General features: G+C 69.2%; 14 protein-coding genes. 8 read left to right on the top strand and 6 right to left on the bottom strand.

The window, feature by feature from the left end; all coding sequences use genetic code 11:
* The first annotated feature begins 35 nt into the window (after positions 1–35).
* Genes DACI_RS15950 through DACI_RS15935 form a run of 4 tightly spaced genes read left to right on the top strand, consistent with a single transcriptional unit; the run spans position 36 to position 4,988 of the window.
* A complete protein-coding gene (locus DACI_RS15950) occupies positions 36–1,538 on the top strand; it encodes a sugar ABC transporter ATP-binding protein (protein ID WP_225970928.1) in 1,503 nt (500 codons plus the stop codon).
* Positions 1,535–2,581, top strand: coding sequence for an ABC transporter permease (locus DACI_RS15945; RefSeq protein ID WP_012205019.1), 1,047 nt, complete (start codon positions 1,535–1,537; stop codon positions 2,579–2,581). Before DACI_RS15950 ends, DACI_RS15945 begins: the two co-directional genes overlap by 4 nt.
* Before the next feature lie 60 nt (positions 2,582–2,641).
* Positions 2,642–3,610 carry a tagatose kinase gene (locus DACI_RS15940; protein WP_012205018.1) on the top strand — a complete coding sequence of 323 codons (969 nt, stop codon included), beginning with the start codon at positions 2,642–2,644 and terminating at the stop codon, positions 3,608–3,610.
* A gap of 4 nt (positions 3,611–3,614) precedes the next feature.
* Positions 3,615–4,988 carry a D-tagatose-bisphosphate aldolase, class II, non-catalytic subunit gene (locus DACI_RS15935; protein WP_012205017.1) on the top strand — a complete coding sequence of 458 codons (1,374 nt, stop codon included), beginning with the start codon at positions 3,615–3,617 and terminating at the stop codon, positions 4,986–4,988.
* Here the strand turns inward: DACI_RS15935 and DACI_RS15930 are convergent.
* Positions 4,963–5,880, bottom strand: coding sequence for a LysR family transcriptional regulator (locus tag DACI_RS15930; RefSeq protein ID WP_012205016.1), 918 nt, complete (start codon positions 5,878–5,880; stop codon positions 4,963–4,965). The two genes, DACI_RS15935 and DACI_RS15930, sit on opposite strands and share 26 nt — an antisense overlap.
* 118 nt (positions 5,881–5,998) lie before the next feature.
* Here DACI_RS15930 and DACI_RS15925 point away from each other — a divergent pair, with 118 nt between their 5' ends.
* On the top strand, positions 5,999–7,042 hold the full coding sequence (locus tag DACI_RS15925; protein ID WP_012205015.1) for a bile acid:sodium symporter family protein: 1,044 nt from the start codon (positions 5,999–6,001) through the stop codon (positions 7,040–7,042).
* Positions 7,043–7,101: 59 nt separating this feature from the next.
* On the opposite strand, the gene DACI_RS15920 is transcribed toward DACI_RS15925, so the two are convergent.
* From DACI_RS15920 to DACI_RS15900, 5 genes are all read right to left on the bottom strand, one after another.
* Complete coding sequence (locus DACI_RS15920) at positions 7,102–8,202, bottom strand: DUF6817 domain-containing protein (RefSeq protein WP_012205014.1); 1,101 nt, start codon at positions 8,200–8,202, stop codon at positions 7,102–7,104.
* Positions 8,199–8,729: a cupin domain-containing protein gene (locus DACI_RS15915; RefSeq protein ID WP_012205013.1), complete on the bottom strand. Its 531-nt coding sequence runs from the start codon at positions 8,727–8,729 to the stop codon at positions 8,199–8,201. Before DACI_RS15915 ends, DACI_RS15920 begins: the two co-directional genes overlap by 4 nt.
* A gap of 4 nt (positions 8,730–8,733) precedes the next feature.
* Complete coding sequence (locus tag DACI_RS15910) at positions 8,734–9,543, bottom strand: MetQ/NlpA family ABC transporter substrate-binding protein (protein ID WP_012205012.1); 810 nt, start codon at positions 9,541–9,543, stop codon at positions 8,734–8,736.
* A 79-nt stretch (positions 9,544–9,622) separates the two neighbouring features.
* Entirely contained in the window at positions 9,623–10,288 is a 666-nt protein-coding gene (locus DACI_RS15905) for a methionine ABC transporter permease (RefSeq protein WP_012205011.1), read from the bottom strand.
* A 3-nt stretch (positions 10,289–10,291) separates the two neighbouring features.
* Positions 10,292–11,338, bottom strand: a complete 1,047-nt coding sequence (locus DACI_RS15900) for a methionine ABC transporter ATP-binding protein (protein WP_012205010.1) — start codon at positions 11,336–11,338, stop codon at positions 10,292–10,294.
* A 433-nt stretch (positions 11,339–11,771) separates the two neighbouring features.
* On the opposite strand from DACI_RS15900, the gene DACI_RS15895 reads away from it, so the two are divergent.
* The 3 genes from DACI_RS15895 to DACI_RS15885 are packed head-to-tail and all read left to right on the top strand — an operon-like array spanning position 11,772 to position 16,767.
* Positions 11,772–14,693: a xanthine dehydrogenase family protein molybdopterin-binding subunit gene (locus DACI_RS15895; RefSeq protein ID WP_012205009.1), complete on the top strand. Its 2,922-nt coding sequence runs from the start codon at positions 11,772–11,774 to the stop codon at positions 14,691–14,693.
* Positions 14,690–15,277, top strand: a complete 588-nt coding sequence (locus tag DACI_RS15890; protein ID WP_012205008.1) for a (2Fe-2S)-binding protein — start codon at positions 14,690–14,692, stop codon at positions 15,275–15,277. Before DACI_RS15895 ends, DACI_RS15890 begins: the two co-directional genes overlap by 4 nt.
* A gap of 5 nt (positions 15,278–15,282) precedes the next feature.
* Positions 15,283–16,767 (top strand): c-type cytochrome, encoded by a 1,485-nt coding sequence (locus DACI_RS15885; RefSeq protein ID WP_012205007.1) that lies wholly within the window; start codon positions 15,283–15,285, stop codon positions 16,765–16,767.
* The last annotated feature ends 108 nt before the right edge of the window (positions 16,768–16,875 follow it).

Genomic DNA, 16,875 nt, shown 5'->3' with positions numbered 1-16,875 from the left:
AGCCCTGCCCCGGCCATCCCCAGGATGACGCCGCAATGCCGCCCCCACTGCTGCAAGCCCGGGAGCTGGCCAAATCCTTCGGCGCCGTGCAGGCGCTCAAAAGCGTGTCCTTCCGCCTGCGCGCAGGCACGGTGCACACGCTGCTGGGCGAGAACGGGGCCGGCAAATCCACCCTGCTCAAGATCCTGGCCGGCGTGCACCGGCCCGATGGCGGCCAGCTGCTGATCGAGGGGGCCGGCACCGAGCTGGCCAGCCCCGCCGATGCGCAGCGCCACGGCATCGCCATCGTTCACCAGGAGCTGAGCCTGGCGCCCAACCTCAGCGTGGCGGACAACCTGTTTGCCGCGCGGCTCCCGCAGCGGGCCGGCTGCGTGGACCGCCGCGCACTGCGCCGCGACGCCGCCGCGCTGCTGGCCCGACTGGGCATGGACCTGGACCCCAACGCGCAGGTGGCCGAACTGTCGCTGGCCCAGCGCCAGCTGGTGGAGATCGCCAAGGCGCTGGCCCAGCCCGCGCGCATCGTCATCATGGACGAGCCCACCTCCTCGCTCAGCGACAGCGAGGCGCAGATTCTCTTCACCCTCATCGCCCGCCTCAAGGCCGAGGGGCGCGCCATCATCTACGTCTCGCACCGCATGGACGAGATCATGCGCATCTCCGACGAGATCACCGTCATGCGCGATGGCAGCTCCATCTGCACCCTGGCGCGGGACGAGACCGACATCGGGGCGCTGATCGCGCTCATGGTGGGGCGCCAGATGCAGGACATCTATCCGCCGCGCGGCCCCGCCCCTGACCGCAGCACGCGCGCCCTGCTCCAGGTGCGCGGCCTGGGCCTGGCCGGGCGCTTCGAAGGCATTGACTTCGAGGTCCACGCGGGCGAGATCGTGGGCTTTTTCGGTCTGGTGGGCTCGGGCCGGTCCGATGTCATGGATGCGCTGTTCGGCATGCACCGCTGCACGGGCAGCATCCTCATGCACGGCCGGCCGCTGCGCCTGCGCTCGCCGGCCGACGCCATTGGCCAGGGCATGGCCTTCGTGACCGAGAACCGCAAGGAGCAAGGCCTGGTGCTGGACCAGTCCGTGCAGCACAACATCTGCATGGTGCAGGTGCACAGCGGGCGCGGCGGCGCGCTGCTCACCGACGAGGCGGCCGAGCAATCGCTGGCCCGCGCCTGCGTGCAGCGGCTGAAGATACGCGTTGCCGGCCTGCACCAGCCCGTGCGCCAGCTGTCGGGCGGCAACCAGCAAAAGATCGTGTTCGCCAAATGGCTGGCCATGCGGCCCCGGCTGCTGGTGCTGGACGAGCCCACGCGCGGCATCGACGTGGGCGCGAAGTTCGAGATCTATGCCCTGATCCGCGAGCTGGCAGCGGCCGGCACGGCCGTCATCCTGGTGTCGTCGGAGCTGCCCGAGGCACTGGCCATGAGCGACCGCCTGCTGGTCATGCGCAACAAGCGCCTCGTCCAGAGCCTGGACACCCTCCATCTGCGCCAGGAGACCGTGATGGCGCACGCCACCGGAGCAGGACTGCCATGACCCCTTCCGAACTGAGCATCACCGCGCCTGGCTCCTCCAATGCCTCCGACGCCGTCGACGCCGCCGAAGGCATCCCGGACAGCCAGGAAACCTGGCGAGACGGCTTGCGAGGTGGCTGGCGATCGCTGCGGCGCCACGCCGGCACCCTCATGGGCCTGGCCGCCCTGGTGCTGCTGTTTTCCCTGCTGTCGCCGGCCTTTCTGACGGGCGGCAACCTGCGCAACGTGCTGCTGCAGGTGTCCATCATCGCCATCGTGGCCTTCGGCATGACCTATGTGCTGCTGCTGGGCGAGATCGACCTCTCGGTGGGATCGGTGGTCGCCCTGGCCGGCAGCGTGGCCGGCCTGATGCTGGGCCAGGGCCTGGCGCCCGCCCTGGTGCTGCCCGCCGTGCTGCTGTGCGGCCTGCTGCTGGGGGCACTCAACGGCTCGCTGTCGGCGCTGCTGCATCTGCCGTCCTTCATCGTGACGGTGGCGACCATGGGCATCTTCCGGGGGCTGGCCTATATCGTCTCGGGCGGCATGCCGGCGCCAGTGGACAACGAGGCTTTTCTGTGGATCGGCAACGGCGAATGGCTGGGCATGCCCGTGCCCATCTGGATCCTGGCCGCACTGCTGGCCGCCAACCACTTCGTGCTGGCCCGTACCGTCTTTGGCCGCAAGATCTATCTGGCAGGCGGCAATGCCGAGGCGGCCACCTATGCGGGCATACGGGTGGGGCGGCTCAAGATCGCCATCTTCATGCTGTCGGGGCTGATGGCGGCCGTGGGCGGCCTGCTGCTCACCTCGCGCCTGTACTCGGCCCAGCCCAACGCGGCCATGGGCTGGGAGCTGGACGCCATTGCCGCCGCCGTGCTGGGCGGCACGCGTCTGGCCGGAGGCCACGGCAGCGTTGCGGGCACCTTGATAGGGGCGCTGATGATCGGCGTCATCAACAACGGCATGAACCTGATGAGCGTGCCCTACTTCTATCAGCTCATCGTCAAGGGCAGCGTGATTCTGGTGGCCGTGTGCATCGATGTGCACAGCAGGCGCAGGCGCTGACGCATGGGCCAGCGGCGCAGCGAACGGCGCACGGGGTTTGATTCCAGAGGGAGGGAGAGCATGCAATCCATCATGACCATGGGCGAGATCCTCGTCGAAATCATGGCCGAGCAAAAAGGCCAGAGCTTTCGCGCGCCGGGGCCGCTGACCGGGCCCTATGCCAGCGGGGCGCCCGCCATCTTCATCGACCAGGTGGCCCGGCTGGGGCATCCGGCCGCCATCATCGGCTGCGTGGGCGATGATGATTTTGGCTGGCTCAACATCGACCGCCTGCGCCGCGACGGGGTGGACACCAGCGCCATCGCCGTGTGCAAGGGCGCCGTCACGGGCAGCGCCTTCGTCACCTACCGCGACAGCGGCGAGCGCGACTTCATCTTCAACATCACCAACAGCGCCTCGGCACAGCTGCAGCCCGAGCAGGTCAACCAGGCCGTGCTCAAGGACTGCGCGCACTTCCATGTCATGGGCTCGTCGCTGTTCTCGTTTCGCATCATCGATGCCATGAAGAAGGCCATCGAGATCGTCAAGGCCCAGGGCGGCACCGTGTCCTTCGACCCGAACGTGCGCAAGGAGATGCTGCGCATCCCCGAAATGCGCGAAGCCCTGGCCTACATCCTGGAGTTCACCGACATCTTCCTGCCCAGCGGCCACGAGGTCACGCAGCTGGCCCGCTCGGCCGACGAGGCAGGCGCCATCGCCGAGATCTTTACGCGCGGCGTGCGCGAAATCGTGGTCAAGCGCGGCGCCGACGGCTGCAGCTACTTCAGTGCCGACGAGCGCATCGACCTCGACGCCCTCCGCGTGAACGTGGCCGACCCCACGGGCGCGGGCGACTGCTTTGGCGCCACCTTCATCGCCTGCCGGCGCATGGGCAAGACCGCGCTGCAATCGCTGCGCTACGCCAATGCGGCCGGCGCGCTGGCCGTCTCCAGCAAGGGGCCGATGGAGGGCACATCCGGCTTTGCCGGGCTCGACGCACTGCTGGCACAACAGCCGCAGCACCTGCGGCATGCGGTGATGGAGGGCTGAAACCATGCCCGCCCACCTCACCCACCCCACCCATCTCACCCACTTCACCCGCCTGGCGCAGTCACGCTCCAGGCAAACGCCAGCTGCCGCAGGCGATGCGCGCGCAACAGGCAGCGCACTCGGCATCTACTCCATCTGCTCGGCCCATCCCCTGGTCATCGAGGCCGCCATGCACCAGGCGCTGGACGACGGCACGCCCCTGCTGGTGGAAGCCACCGCCAACCAGGTCAACCAGTTCGGCGGCTACACCGGCATGCAGCCCGCCGACTTCCGCCGCTTCGTGCTGGCCATCGCCCACCGCGTCGGCCTGCCGCCCGACCGCGTGCTGCTGGGCGGCGACCACCTGGGCCCCACGGCGTGGACGCACCTGCCTGCCGCCGAGGCCATGGACCTGGCGCAGGACCTGGTGCACGCCTATGCGGCGGCCGGCTTCGTGAAGCTGCACCTGGACGCCAGCATGGCCTGCGCAGACGACCCCCAGGCGCTGGACGACGAAACCGTGGCCCGCCGCGCTGCCCTGCTCTGCCAGGCGGCCGAGCGCGGCAGCACCTGCCCGGCGCCCGGCCCCGTCTACGTGATCGGCACCGAAGTGCCCGTGCCCGGCGGCGCCGCGCATGCGCTGGAGCATGTGCAAGTCACTGCCCGCGCCGACGCCCAGCGCACGCTGCAGGTGCACCGTGAAGTCTTCGCGCAACAGGGGCTGGACCCCGTCTGGCCGCGCGTCATTGCCATGGTGGTCCAGCCCGGGGTGGAGTTCGATCACACGCGCGTGGTGGACTACGCGCCCGGTGAAGCGGCCGACCTCAAGCAGTTGCTGCGCCAGCACCCGCAACTGGTCTTCGAGGCCCACTCCACCGACTACCAGCGGCCCGAGGCCCTGCGCCAGCTGGTGCAGGACGGTTTTGCCATCCTCAAGGTCGGCCCCGGCGCCACCTTTGCGCTGCGCGAGGTGCTGTTCGCGCTGGCCGCCATCGAAGAGCAGCTCATCGACGCGCACCAGCGCTCCCACCTGCCCGCCGTGCTGGAGTCCGCCATGCTGGGCCGCCCCGCCAGCTGGGAGCGCTACTACCGCGGCGAGCAGCCCGATCCCGGCGCCCAAAGGCTGCTGCGCATCTACAGCTACAGCGACCGCATCCGCTACTACTGGGCCGACCCCACGGTGAACGCCGCCGTGGCCCGGCTGCTGGACAACCTGTCCGCCTGCACCCTGCCCGAGAACATGCTCAGCCAGTTCCTTCCCGCCCAATACCAGGCCGTGCGCGCCGGGCGGCTGGCACCCTCGCCCCACGCGCTGGTGCTGGACCGCGTGCGCGAGGCGATCAGGCCGTATGCGGCGGCTTGTGGCCACAGCCTCACAGCTGCCCCGCCTCCCCCCTGATCAAATCCCACACGCTTTGCGCCACCGGCGACAGTTCGCGCTGGCGGCGGCGCACCAGCATGATGTCGCGCTGCACGCGCGGCAGCAGGGGGCGGCTGGCGAGGGCATCGGGGGTGGTGGCGCCACTCCCGGGGGTTCGCCATGCCTGCGGCACGGCCAGTTCCGGCACCACGCTCAGGCCCAGGCCCGCCTGGAGCATGCAGAAGATGGTGGTGGTGTGGCCGACTTCCTGCACGACGGCGGCCTCGGCGTCGTGGGCCTGCAGCGCGGCGTCGATCAGGCGGCGGCTGCCGGAGGCGTGGTCCAGCAGTACCAGCGGCTGGCCGGCCAGGTCGCTCCAGGCCACCTGGCGCTTGCGGGCCAGCCGGTGCGTGGCCGGGCAGACCAGGCAAAAGGGCTCGCTGAGTATGGTTTCGCAGTGCAGGTCATCGCGGCCCTGCGGGTCGATGACCACGCCGAAGTCCACCTCGCCGCTGCGCACGCTTTGCAGCACGTCGCTCTGGATGCGGTCCAGCAGCAGCAGCTCGATGCCCGGCGCCTGCTCGCGGCAGCGCGCAATGCAGCGCGGCATCAGGTGGGCCGACAGCGTGGGGCTGCTGGCCACGCGCACCTTGCCCAGGCGCTGGGTGGCCAGGCCGCTGACTTCGAGCAGGCATTCATCCAGCGCGTCCAGCACGCGCGTGGCATGGCCCTGCAGCAGGCGGCCGGCGTCGGTCAGTTCCACCTCGCGCGTGGTGCGGTGCAAAAGCTGCACGCCCAGGGCCTGCTCCAGTTCGGTGACATTGCGGCTGACGGCGGGCTGGGTGAGCGCCATCAGCTCGCCGGCGCGGCTGAAGTTGCGGCTTTCCGCCACGGCCAGGAAGGCGCGCAGCTGGCGCAGGCTGATATTCATACGGAAAAATTATAAAACCATCAGATAAATCCATTTCTCTTTTCAATGGCCGTGGCGTCCAATCGGGGCCTTGCAGCCTGGCTGCACGAACCGATAGTTAGTTGGAGAGAGTTTTCCCATGGCACGCCCCCGCTTCGCCCCTGACAATTTCACGCTGATGCTGCTGTCCACCGTGGCACTGGCCAGCTTCCTGCCCGCCTCGGGCGCCGTATCGCAATGGCTGGAGGTGGCAACCACGCTCATGGTCAGCCTGCTGTTCTTCCTGCACGGCGCCAAGCTCTCGCGCGAGGCCATCTTTGCCGGCATAGGCCACTGGCGCCTGCACCTGACCATCTTTGCCGCCACCTTCGTGCTCTTTCCCCTGCTGGGCTGGGCGCTGCGCCCCGTGCTGGAGCCACTGGTCACGCCCGAGATGTACATGGGCGTGCTCTTTCTGTGCACGCTGCCGGCCACGGTGCAGTCGGCCATCGCCTTCACGGCCATGGCGCGCGGCAACATGCCCGCCGCCGTGTGCAGCGCATCGGCCTCCACGCTGATGGGCATCGTGATCACGCCCATCCTGGTCAGCATGCTGCTGCACAAGAGCGCCGAAGGGGGCGATGCGCTGCAGGCCATCGGCAAGATCGCGCTGCAGCTGCTGCTGCCCTTTGTGCTGGGCCATCTGCTGCGGCCCGTGATCGGCGGCTTCATCTCGCGCCATGCCAAGCGCGTGAAGTTCGTGGACCAGGGCTCCATCCTGCTGGTGGTGTACACGGCCTTCAGCGCCGCCGTCATCAGCGGCCTGTGGCAGCAGACGCCCCTGCCTGCGCTGCTGGGCCTGCTGCTGCTGTCGTCCATCCTGCTGGCCCTGGTGCTGGTCATCACGTCGTGGACGGCGCGCCGCCTGGGCTTTTCCAAAGAGGACGAGATCACCCTGGTGTTCTGCGGCTCCAAGAAGAGCCTGGTCAGCGGCGTGCCCATGGCCAAGGTGCTGTTCGAGTCCAGCGCGGTGGGCGCCATCGTGCTGCCGCTGATGGTCTTCCACCAGCTGCAGCTCATGGTCTGCGCCGTGCTGGCCCAGCGCTATGCACGCCGGCCCATGCATCCCGAGGCGATCGAGGATGGCGCCGTGCCCGCCAGCGCTGCGCCGGCCGCCAAGGCCGAAACGGCGCCGGCCAAATAAGGCGCGGGCGCGCTCCCATCACAAAAAAGCCTGGCTCTCGCGCCAGGCTTTTTTGCATCTCAGCCCTTCAGGGCCAGGTTGTTGAGCTTGTCCAGCCGTTCAGGCCAGCTTCCCTGCTGCGCCGACTGCAGCAGGATGCGCGTCCAGGCGATCCAGGCGTCCCACTGCACGCGCTTGTCCCAGGCATTGCCCCAGCCGCTGAAGCACTGCAGCGCGCTGGCGGCTGCGCGCGCGGCGCCGTCGGCGCGGCCGGCAGACAGGTAGAGCTGGGCCAGCACCATCTGCGGCTCGCCCACCCAGGGGTTCAGGCGCACGGCGCTTTCCAGCACGGCCGTGGCGGCGTCCAGGTCCACCAGCGGCTGGTCCAGCTGGATCACCGACCAGTACAGCGACACGGCAGCGGCCTCGTCGCCGGGCGACAGCTGCCGGCTGCAATGGTCGAACACCGGCGGCAGCGGCAGCTGGGCGCGCAGCGCCGGGTGCTGCAGCGAACGGCCCAGGTCGCTGATCTGGCTGAGCATGCGGCTGGCAGGCCGCATGGGGCCGGGCCACAGCGAGGCCGCCCAGTGCACGCCCTGCTGCCGCTGGTTCTGCACCTGCGGAAACTGCGAATAGATGTCTTCCTGCCAGCTGAACCACTGCTCCATGGCATCGGCCATGCTCACGATGGTGAAGGCCGCCACCTCATAGGCGCTCAGGCGCTGGCTGCGGCCGGCGGATTCCAGCGCCATGGAGCCGTCTTCGGCCAGGTCGCCGGCCAGTATCTTCTGCATGAACTGCGTGCGGCTCATGGTGCAGAACAGGTAGACCAGGTGCTCGGCGCCCTCGCCCACCAGCTCGCGCAGGCGGCCGCGCTCGCTGCCCGCATCGAACTTGACCAGGTCCACGAAGGCGTTGCCGTAGACGCTGTGCAGCAGGCCCAGCAGGCGCACGTCGCGCGGCTGGCGCCACAGCGCCAGCGAACGCGCCACTCCCGCCAGGTGGTGGCGGAAGGTGCCGGCCTTGTGCCAGTCCTGGCCCACGCCGCGCGCCAGCACCACGGGCAGCACGGGGGCGAGGTCGGCATCCTTGGCCAGCCATTCCTCGTCCAGCAGGTCCTGGGCGCGCGTGAACAGCGCCTCGTCAAGTGTCTGGAACAGTGTCGGGACAGGCAGGCTCATGCAGGCACCTCCATGGCAGCGGCGGGCCGCTGGGTATATTGCGCCACCCAGCCCGCCGTATCGGCGAACAGGCGCAGCGCCTTGATGCGCCGCGTGGCGGTCAGCGTGAAGCGGTGCTCCACGCCGGCCGGTATGCGCAGGTAGTCGCCGGGCTGCACGCGCAGCACGCGCTCTTGGCCGCCGGCATCAAAGAAGCCGAACAGGCCTTCGCCTTCGAGGATGTAGCGCACCTCGTCATCGGCATGGGTGTGGGGCTTGTCGAAGCGCTCCAGCGCCTCGTCCAGGCCCGGGGTGCCTGGGTGCAGCACGACCAGGTCCATGCTGTGGTAGCCATGGGCCACGCATTCGTCGACCACCAGCATGCCCACGGCCTGGACCACGGTGGCCTTGCCGCCATCGTCCAGCTGGGCCTGTGCCAGCAGCGCGGCCAGGCCGGGCTCGGGCGCCAGCGGGCGGTGCTGCCATTGCACGCCGATGGCGGCCACGAAGTCCGCGTCGGAAACCCGGTGGGATGCGAGGGCACCCATGGTCTTACCAGGCCGCCGTGTAGGCGCCCTTGAACTGCGTGTCGATGAACTGGCGCACCTCGGGCGACTGGTAGGCCTTGACGAAGGCCTGCAGGCCCGCGTCCTTCTCATGGCCCGCGCGCGTGGCGATCAGCACGGTCACGTACGGCGTGTCCGTGGCTTCCAGCGCCAGCGAATCCTTTTGCGGCGACAGGCCTGCGGCCACGGCGTAGCTGCTGTTGACGGCGGCAGCGTCCAGATCGTCCAGCGAGCGCGCCAGCTGGGCGGCCTCCAGCTCGACGAACCTCAGCTTCTTCGGATTGGCCGTGATATCCAGCACCGAGGCACGGGCGCCCGCGCCGGTCTTCAGTTCGATCAGCTTTTGCGCGGCCAGCACCATCAGTGCGCGCGAGCCGTTGGTGGGGTCGTTGGGGATGCCCACGCGCGCACCGCTCTTGAGGTCGGCCAGGCTTTTGATCTTCTTGGAGTACACGCCCATCTGCTGGTTGACCGCACGGGCCACGGGCACGAGCTTGTAGCCGCGGTCCTTGTTCTGGGCGTCCATGAAGGGCTGGTGCTGGTAGATGTTGGCGTCCAGCTCGCCCTGCGACAGGGCAGCGTTGGGCTGGATGAAGTCGCCGAACTCGACCAGCTTCACCTTCAGGCCGTTCTTCTCGGCCACCTTCCTGGCCACCTCGGCGATCTGGGCATGCGGGCCCGAGGTCACGCCGATGGTGACCGAGCCGTCGGCCGCATGGGCCGGCAGCGCGGCCATTCCCGCCAGCGGCAGGACGGCGGCCAGGGCCAGCGATTGAAGCAATGCGCGCTTTTTCATGGAATCCCTCTTTCAGACAATCTCGCGGCAGCTTGCCGCCCCGGCCGCGCCAGCCGCGCCGGCCGCCGGGGTGTGTGGATCAGCGGTGGCTGAGCCTGCGCACCGCCCAGTCGCCCAGGCTCTGGATGGCCTGCACGAAGAAGATCAGGATGATGACCACAGCCAGCATCACGTCGGGCAAAAAGCGCTGGTAGCCGTAGCGAATGCCCAGGTCGCCCAGGCCGCCGCCGCCAATGGCGCCGGCCATGGCCGAGTAGCCGGTCAGGCTCACGAAGCTGATGGTCAGGCCCGCCACGATGCCGGGCAGCGCCTCGGGCAGCAGGATCTTCCAGACGATCTGGCCCGTGGTGGCGCCCATGGACTGGGCCGCTTCCACCAGGCCGTTGTCCACCTCGCGCAGCGCGGTCTCCACCAGCCGCGCCACAAAGGGCGCAGCCGCAATGGTCAGCGGCACCACGGCCGCCCAGGTGCCGATGGACGAGCCCGTGATCAGACGCGTCAGCGGGATGATGGCGACCAAAAGGATGATAAAGGGGGTGGAGCGCAGGGCATTGACGATCCAGCCCACGATCTTGTTGGCCGGGCCGTTCTGCAGCACGCCGCCGTGGTCGGTCAGGCGCAGGAACACGCCCAGGGGAATGCCGATCAGGCCACCCACCAGGCCAGAGACGCCGACCATGATGATGGTCTCCCACAGCGAGCTGACGAACAGCTCCAGCATCATTTCCGAAAAATTCTCAAACATCGCTCAATCCCTGGTGGAAACGATCTGCACCTGCACGCCCGTGGCGCGCAGATGGTCCACGGCGGCATCGATCTTTGCCGCGTCGCCGCTGGCGAAGACGGCCAGCGAGCCGAAGGTCTGCTCCTGGATCTCGTCGATCTGGCCATGCAGGATGGACAGGTCCAGCCCCAGCTCGCGGATCAGGTGCGACAGGATGGGCTGGTAGGCGCTCTCGCCCGCATACGACAGGCGCAGCAGCCGGCCTTGCTGGCCGGGCGCCAGCTGGGCGGCCAGCGCATTCACGCGCACGGCCACCGACTCGGGCAGTTGCTGGGGCACGATCTCGTCGATCAGGCTGCGCGTGATGGCCTGCTGCGGGCGCGTGAACACGTCGATCACGGGGCCCAGCTCGGCAATCTCGCCGCCGTCGATCACGGCCACGCGGTCGGCGATCTGCTTGATCACCTGCATCTGGTGCGTGATCAGCACCACGGTCAGGCCCAGCTCGCGGTTGACCTTGCGCAGCAGGTCCAGGATGGAGCGCGTGGTCTCGGGGTCCAGGGCCGAGGTGGCCTCGTCCGACAGCAGCACCTTGGGGTGGCTGGCCAGCGCGCGCGCAATGCCCACGCGCTGCTTTTGCCCGCCAGAGATCTGCGCCGGATAGCGGTCGCGCAGCGCGCTCAGGCCCACCAGGTCCAGCAGCGGGTCCACGCGCTTCTTGATGTCGTCGGCCGACATGCCCGCCATCTCCAGCGGCAGCGCGGCGTTGTCGAACACCGTGCGCGAGGACAGCAGGTTGAAATGCTGGAACACCATGCCGATGTCGCGGCGCGCCGTGCGCAGCTCGGCATCGCTCAGCTGCATCAGGTCACGGCCGCCCACCAGCACCTGGCCCGAGGTCGGGCGGTTGAGCAGGTTCAGGCAGCGCACCAGCGAGCTTTTGCCCGCGCCGCTGCGGCCGATGATGCCGAACACCTCGCCCGACTCGATCTGCAGGTTGATGCCCCGCAAGGCATGGACGGGCCCGGTGGGGCCCTTGTAGGTCAGGGAAAGATCCCGAATCTCGATCATGAAAAAACGCCGCGGCGCAGGACGGCCTGGGGACGCCGCTGCGCATTGTTGGGAAGTGGGAGCAAATATAGGTTGCGCGTATAAAAACGCAAACTATAAAAAAATAAAGTAATAAGAAGCTCCGGTTATGCCCAGGACTTCACTACTTTCTGCACAACCCTCAACTATGCCTGAATGTGGACACGCCCTTGCCCTGCCGGGCTATGCGCGGCGCCACGGAGCACAACGGCAAGGCCCTTCTTGCGGCCGCGTCTGATTGACAGTGCGGCCGGCACGCTGCCGTCGCGGCCTGGCGGCCCCGGCCCGCTCCTGCTTTTGACGATGGCAAGCACCCGCCGCTGCCGCCGCGCTGACGCCAGAAGCAGCCTTTGCTGACAGGCCGCGCGGCATGCGCCCTCCTACAGTGGGCTCAACCCCACAGGAGAAGAGCGCCATGCGCCCAGAACAACACTCCGGCGCCGGCAGCCAGGCCGGCACGGCTCCCTTGTCGCGGCGCGGCTTTCTGCAGGCCGCCAGCATCGCAGGCGTCAGCGTCTGGGTGGCGCCGCTGGCCAGCCAGGCCTATGCAGCCCTCTTTGAAGACCGCGTCCTGGGCAGCGTGGCCCGCGAGCCGGCCACGCAGTTGCCGCGCATGCGGCTCGATGGCCGCTCCAAGGTCATGGGCGCCAAGGTCTTCGCCCGCGACATCCGCGCACGCGACATGCCGCACTGGCCCCAGCAGCAATCCCATGCCTTCATCGTGCGCACCACGCTGGCCGACCGGCTGTTCGACGGCATGGACCTGTCTTCCCTGGACGGCGAGCTGGCGCCCGACCGCGTGGTCACCGCCGAAGACCTGGCGCGCGACGGCCTGGCATTTCCCGAGTTCTATGGCGAAGACATGCTGCTGCCCGCAGGCAAGACCCCCGCCTACCTGGGCCAAGCCGTGGCCATCCTCATCTACCACGACTTCGCGCGCTTTCGCTTTGCCAAGGAAAGGCTGCAGGCCACGGCCGGCGTCATCCGCTACGGCCGCATCACGGGCGCGCTGGACCGTCCGCCCTGGGGCGTGTTCCGCTACGTGCGCCAGGGCGGCGCCACGGCCTTTGACGACGACGTGTTCTCCAGCCTGCGCGATGCCCCGCTGTTCCCCGCCGAACGCAAGCCGCTGGTCTGGCCGCAGATCTCCAAGGCCGACGCGGTCACGGCACGCGGCCTGCGCGCGGCCGAGCAGATCGCCCAGGAACTGGCCACGCCGCCCGCCGACTGGCTGGTGCTGCAGCGCCACTACGCCACGCAATCGGTGGACACGGCCGCGCTGGAACCCGACAACGCCAACTGCTGGTATGACGCGGCCACGCAAAGCCTGCACATGGTGCTGGCCACGCAGTCGCCGCACGAGGTGGCCGAATGGGCAGCGCAGATGGTGCAGGCCAGCAGGTTCCCGCTCAAGAACCTTTTCGTGCACCCGTGCTACACGGTGGGCTACGGCTCCAAGGACCACGCGCCCATGCCCTACTACGGCCTGGTCTGCGCGCTCTATGCGGACGGCAAGCCCGTGCGCCTGGCCAATGACCGGTTCGAGCAGTTCCAGTCCTCGCTCAAGCGCCATGCCTTCGAGATCGACTACACCATGGCCATCGACAGGAAGACCGGCCTCTTCCAGAGCCTGGTGGCCAACATGACGGCCAATGGCGGCGGCCGGGCCAACTTCTCGCCCTCGGTCGCCATGGTCGGCGGCACGGCGGCGCAGTCCATCTACTACTTTCCCAAGAACGACATCACCGCCGTGGCCCTGGCCAGCCGCGCGCTGGACGCGGGCTCGGCACGCGGCTACGGCACGCTGCAGAGCATGGCGGCCACCGAAATGATGGTGGACGAAATCGCCGAACTGCTGCAGATCGACCCCATCGAGCTGCGGCTGCGCAACGTGCTGACCTCGGGCGCCAAGAACACCCAGGGCGCCATTGCCGCCGGCGCCCTGCGCGCCGACGAGGTGCTGGAGCGCGCCCGCCGCCATCCGCTGTGGACCGAGCGCGCCAAGCGCAAGACCGCCTACGAGGCCAGCCACCCGGGCCAGCGCTACGGCGTGGGCTTTGCCTGCGTGCAAAAGGACTTCGGCACGGGCGGCGAGGCGGCCTTCGCCCGCATCGAGATATCGCCCCAGGGCCGCGTGCTGCTGCACCACTCGGGCACCGAGATCGGCACGGGCATGGGCACCTCGCAAGCCCAGCTGTGCGTGCAATGGTTCGGCAAGCCCGCCGACGAGCTGCAGACCGCCTGCCTGGACTGGCCGGAGCTGCCGCTCAAGGCCGAGGGCGACAACTACACCATGCCCCAGGCCGACCAGGACCGCTTCGCCACCCGGCCGCTGTGGACGCCGGTCTACGCCTCGCCGGCCAGCGCCAGCAACTCGGCCTACTACTACAGCCACGCCACCAGCGAGACGGCGCGCGTGGTCTTCGAGCACGGCCTGTGGCCGGCCGCCGTCGCCATCTGGAGCCAGGGCACGGGCGGCGGCCAGAAGGCGCCCTACGTGGTGCGCCGCGAGGACGCGCGCTGGGTCAACGGCATGCTCACGGCCAACGGCATGCAGCCGCTGTCCCTGCAGGCCCTGGCCCAGAAGGCCCATGCCATGCAGCTGGTCACGGGCGCCGTGGGCCATACCTTCAACCGCTGGCAATGGGCCGAGGCGGACTTCGACATCCTGGGCACCAGCGCGCGCCGGCCGCTGGACGCGCTGGCCGTGCGCCTGGGCAGCGCGCCCGATGCTGCCGCCGTCACGCCGGCCCCTGACACCACCGACACGCCGCAGGCGGCCACGCCCGTTGAGGCCTCTGTCACCGCGCGGCGCAGCGCCGCCGGCTACCGCATGATTGCGCGGCGCAACCTGTTCTATCCGCCCATGCAGCGCAACAACGCAGGGGTCACCTACTACAGCGCCAATGCGGCCCTGGTCGAGCTGGCCGTGGACACGGGCACGGGCGCGGTCGAGCTGCTGGCCCACCACTCCATCATGGAGTGCGGGCGGCCCATCGTGCCCGAGCTGGTGCACGGCCAGCTCGAAGGCGGCATTGCCATGGGCATAGGCCATGCGCTGTACGAAACCATGCCGCTGTACGAGGGCGGCCCCGGCGACGGCAACTGGAACTTCCACCGCTACCACCTGCCGCGCGGCAGCGAGGTGGCGGTCTGGAAGCAGACGGCCGAGCTGCTGCCCCCGCTGTCCGACACCGATCCACCCAAGGGCATTGCCGAGGTGGTGATGATTCCCATCGTCGCCGCCATCGTCAACGGACTGCACCACGCCATTGGCAAGCGCTTCCACGACCTGCCCGTGACCCCGCAAAAGATCAGGGAGGCACTCGCACCATGAGCCTTGTCCCGCGCCCCTTGTCGCTGACCGTCAACGGCCAGACCGTCGGCCCCATGGACGTGCCCGAAGGCATGCCCATGATCGACTTCCTGCACGAATACCTGAACCTCACCGGCTCGCGCCTGGGCTGCGGCATCGGCGAATGCCGGGCCTGCACCGTCATCGTGGACGGGCCCGAGGGCAGCCGCGAGATGCGCACCTGCATCACCGGCGCCCACTACTTCCAGGGCCGCAAGGTCCGCACCATCGAAGGCATTGCCGACCCGGCCGGCGCGGACACCGCGCCCCCATCAGCCCCGGGCGCCTCGGGCCAGCCGCGCAAGGTCATCGCCATCAGCCCCGTGCAGCAGAAGTACCTGGAGCATTTCAGCTTCCAGTGCGGCTACTGCACGCCGGGCTTCGTCATCGCGGCCACGGTGCTGGTCGAGCGCCTGGCCAAGGCGCCCATCCGCGCGGCCGATGTGGAACAGGTCGTGGGCGAGGCGCTGCAGCCCCACCTGTGCCGCTGCACCGGCTATGTGCGCTACTACGCGGCCGTGAAGGACCTGGTCCTGAACACGCCCGGGCTGACCTTGAAAGGATGAGCGCCATGTCCGCAGCCGACCCCAGCGCAGCCACCCCCACCGCCGCCACCGGTTCCCCCACCGCCGCGCCACCTGCCGACTACAGCGGTGCCCGCCCCCCGCCACCGCGCAGGCCCAGGCGCCGCTGGCGCAGGCTGCTGCTCGTCCTCTTGCTGCTGGCCGTGCTGTTTGCCATTGCCGCCGTCTGGGGCAACCGGCCCCATGTGCCGCAGCGCGAGCCGCAGGCCGTGCACCGCAGCCCGCAGCAGCTGGCCCAGGGCCTGTACCTGGCGCGCGCCGCCGACTGCATGGCCTGCCATGACGGGGTGGGTGGCATGGGTGGCGCCCGGGAAGGCCAGCCCTTTGCGGGCGGCAAGCCCCTGCCCACGCCCTTCGGCACCCTCTACGGCACCAACATCACCCCCGACCCCGACCACGGCATAGGCCGCTGGACGGCCGAGGAATTCCACGCCGCCGTCACCCGCGGCACGGCGCCGGGCGGGCGCCAGCTCTACCCGGCCATGCCCTATGCCTCCTACCACCTGATGAGCCGCGAAGACTCGGACCTGATCTACGGCTACCTGATGAACATCCGGCCCGTGGCCCAGCCCAACACCAAGCCCGCCCTGCCCTTCCCCTTCAACCTGCGCGTGCTCATGTTCGGCTGGAAGGCGCTGTTCCTGTCCAGCGCGCCCCTGCCCGTGGGCTCGCAGGGCCAGAGCCCAGCCTGGCTGCGCGGGCAGTACCTGGGCAATGTCATGGGCCACTGCGCCGAATGCCACACGCCGCGCGGCATGTTCGGCCAGATGCAGAAGGACCGCTGGCTGCAGGGCGGCACGCTGTCGCTGTTCACGGCCCCCGGCATCACCGCCGAAGCCCTGGCCGCACGCGGCTGGACGCGCGAGGGCATGGCCCAGTTCCTGCAGACGGGCTTTTCGGCCCACGGCAGCGCCTTCGATGAAATGCACGAGGTCATTGCCAACAGCACCCGGTACCTCACGGCCGAGGACATGACGGCGCTGTCCACCTTCCTGCTGGGCGACAACCCGCCCGCGCCCCAGCCCCTGCCGGCCGCCGTGTCCCCGGATTCCGGCACCGGCAACAGCGGGGGCAATAGCGCGGGCAATGGCGCCGGCAACGGTGCGGGCACGCTGGACGCAGGCCGGGGCCACTACATGGCGCTGTGCGCCAGCTGCCACGGCAGCGAGGGCCTGGGCCGCAGCCTCACCATGCCCCCGCTCAAGGGCAACAGCACCGTGCGCCAGGCCGACGCCCGCAACCTGGTGCTGGCCATCCTCGTCGGCCTGCCCAAGCACCCAGCCACCCAGCAGGGCCCCACGCCCCTGCCCGGCATGCCCGGCTTCATTCAGGAGCTGACCGATGGCGAAGTCGCCGCCCTGGCCAACTACACCCGCACCACCCTGGGCGGCCAGCCTGCCGATGTGACAGCCGCCCAGGTGGCCGACCTGCGCAGCGCAGCCGGAAAGTCAGGGCACAAGGCTGCGCCGTGAAACACCGGCTGTTCTACGGAGCCCAACCCGTATGCCCGCGCCTGCGGCGTGGCGGTTGCGGGGTTGCAAGCCTGCCGAAGGACAGGCTTGCTTCGTCATCTGACTCGC

The organism is Delftia acidovorans SPH-1 (assembly GCF_000018665.1).
In the GTDB taxonomy this organism is placed as follows: Bacteria; Pseudomonadota; Gammaproteobacteria; order Burkholderiales; family Burkholderiaceae_C; genus Comamonas; species Comamonas acidovorans.
The sequence above is the reverse complement of the archived record's forward strand: the minus strand, read 5'-3'. Positions and strand labels throughout refer to the sequence as shown.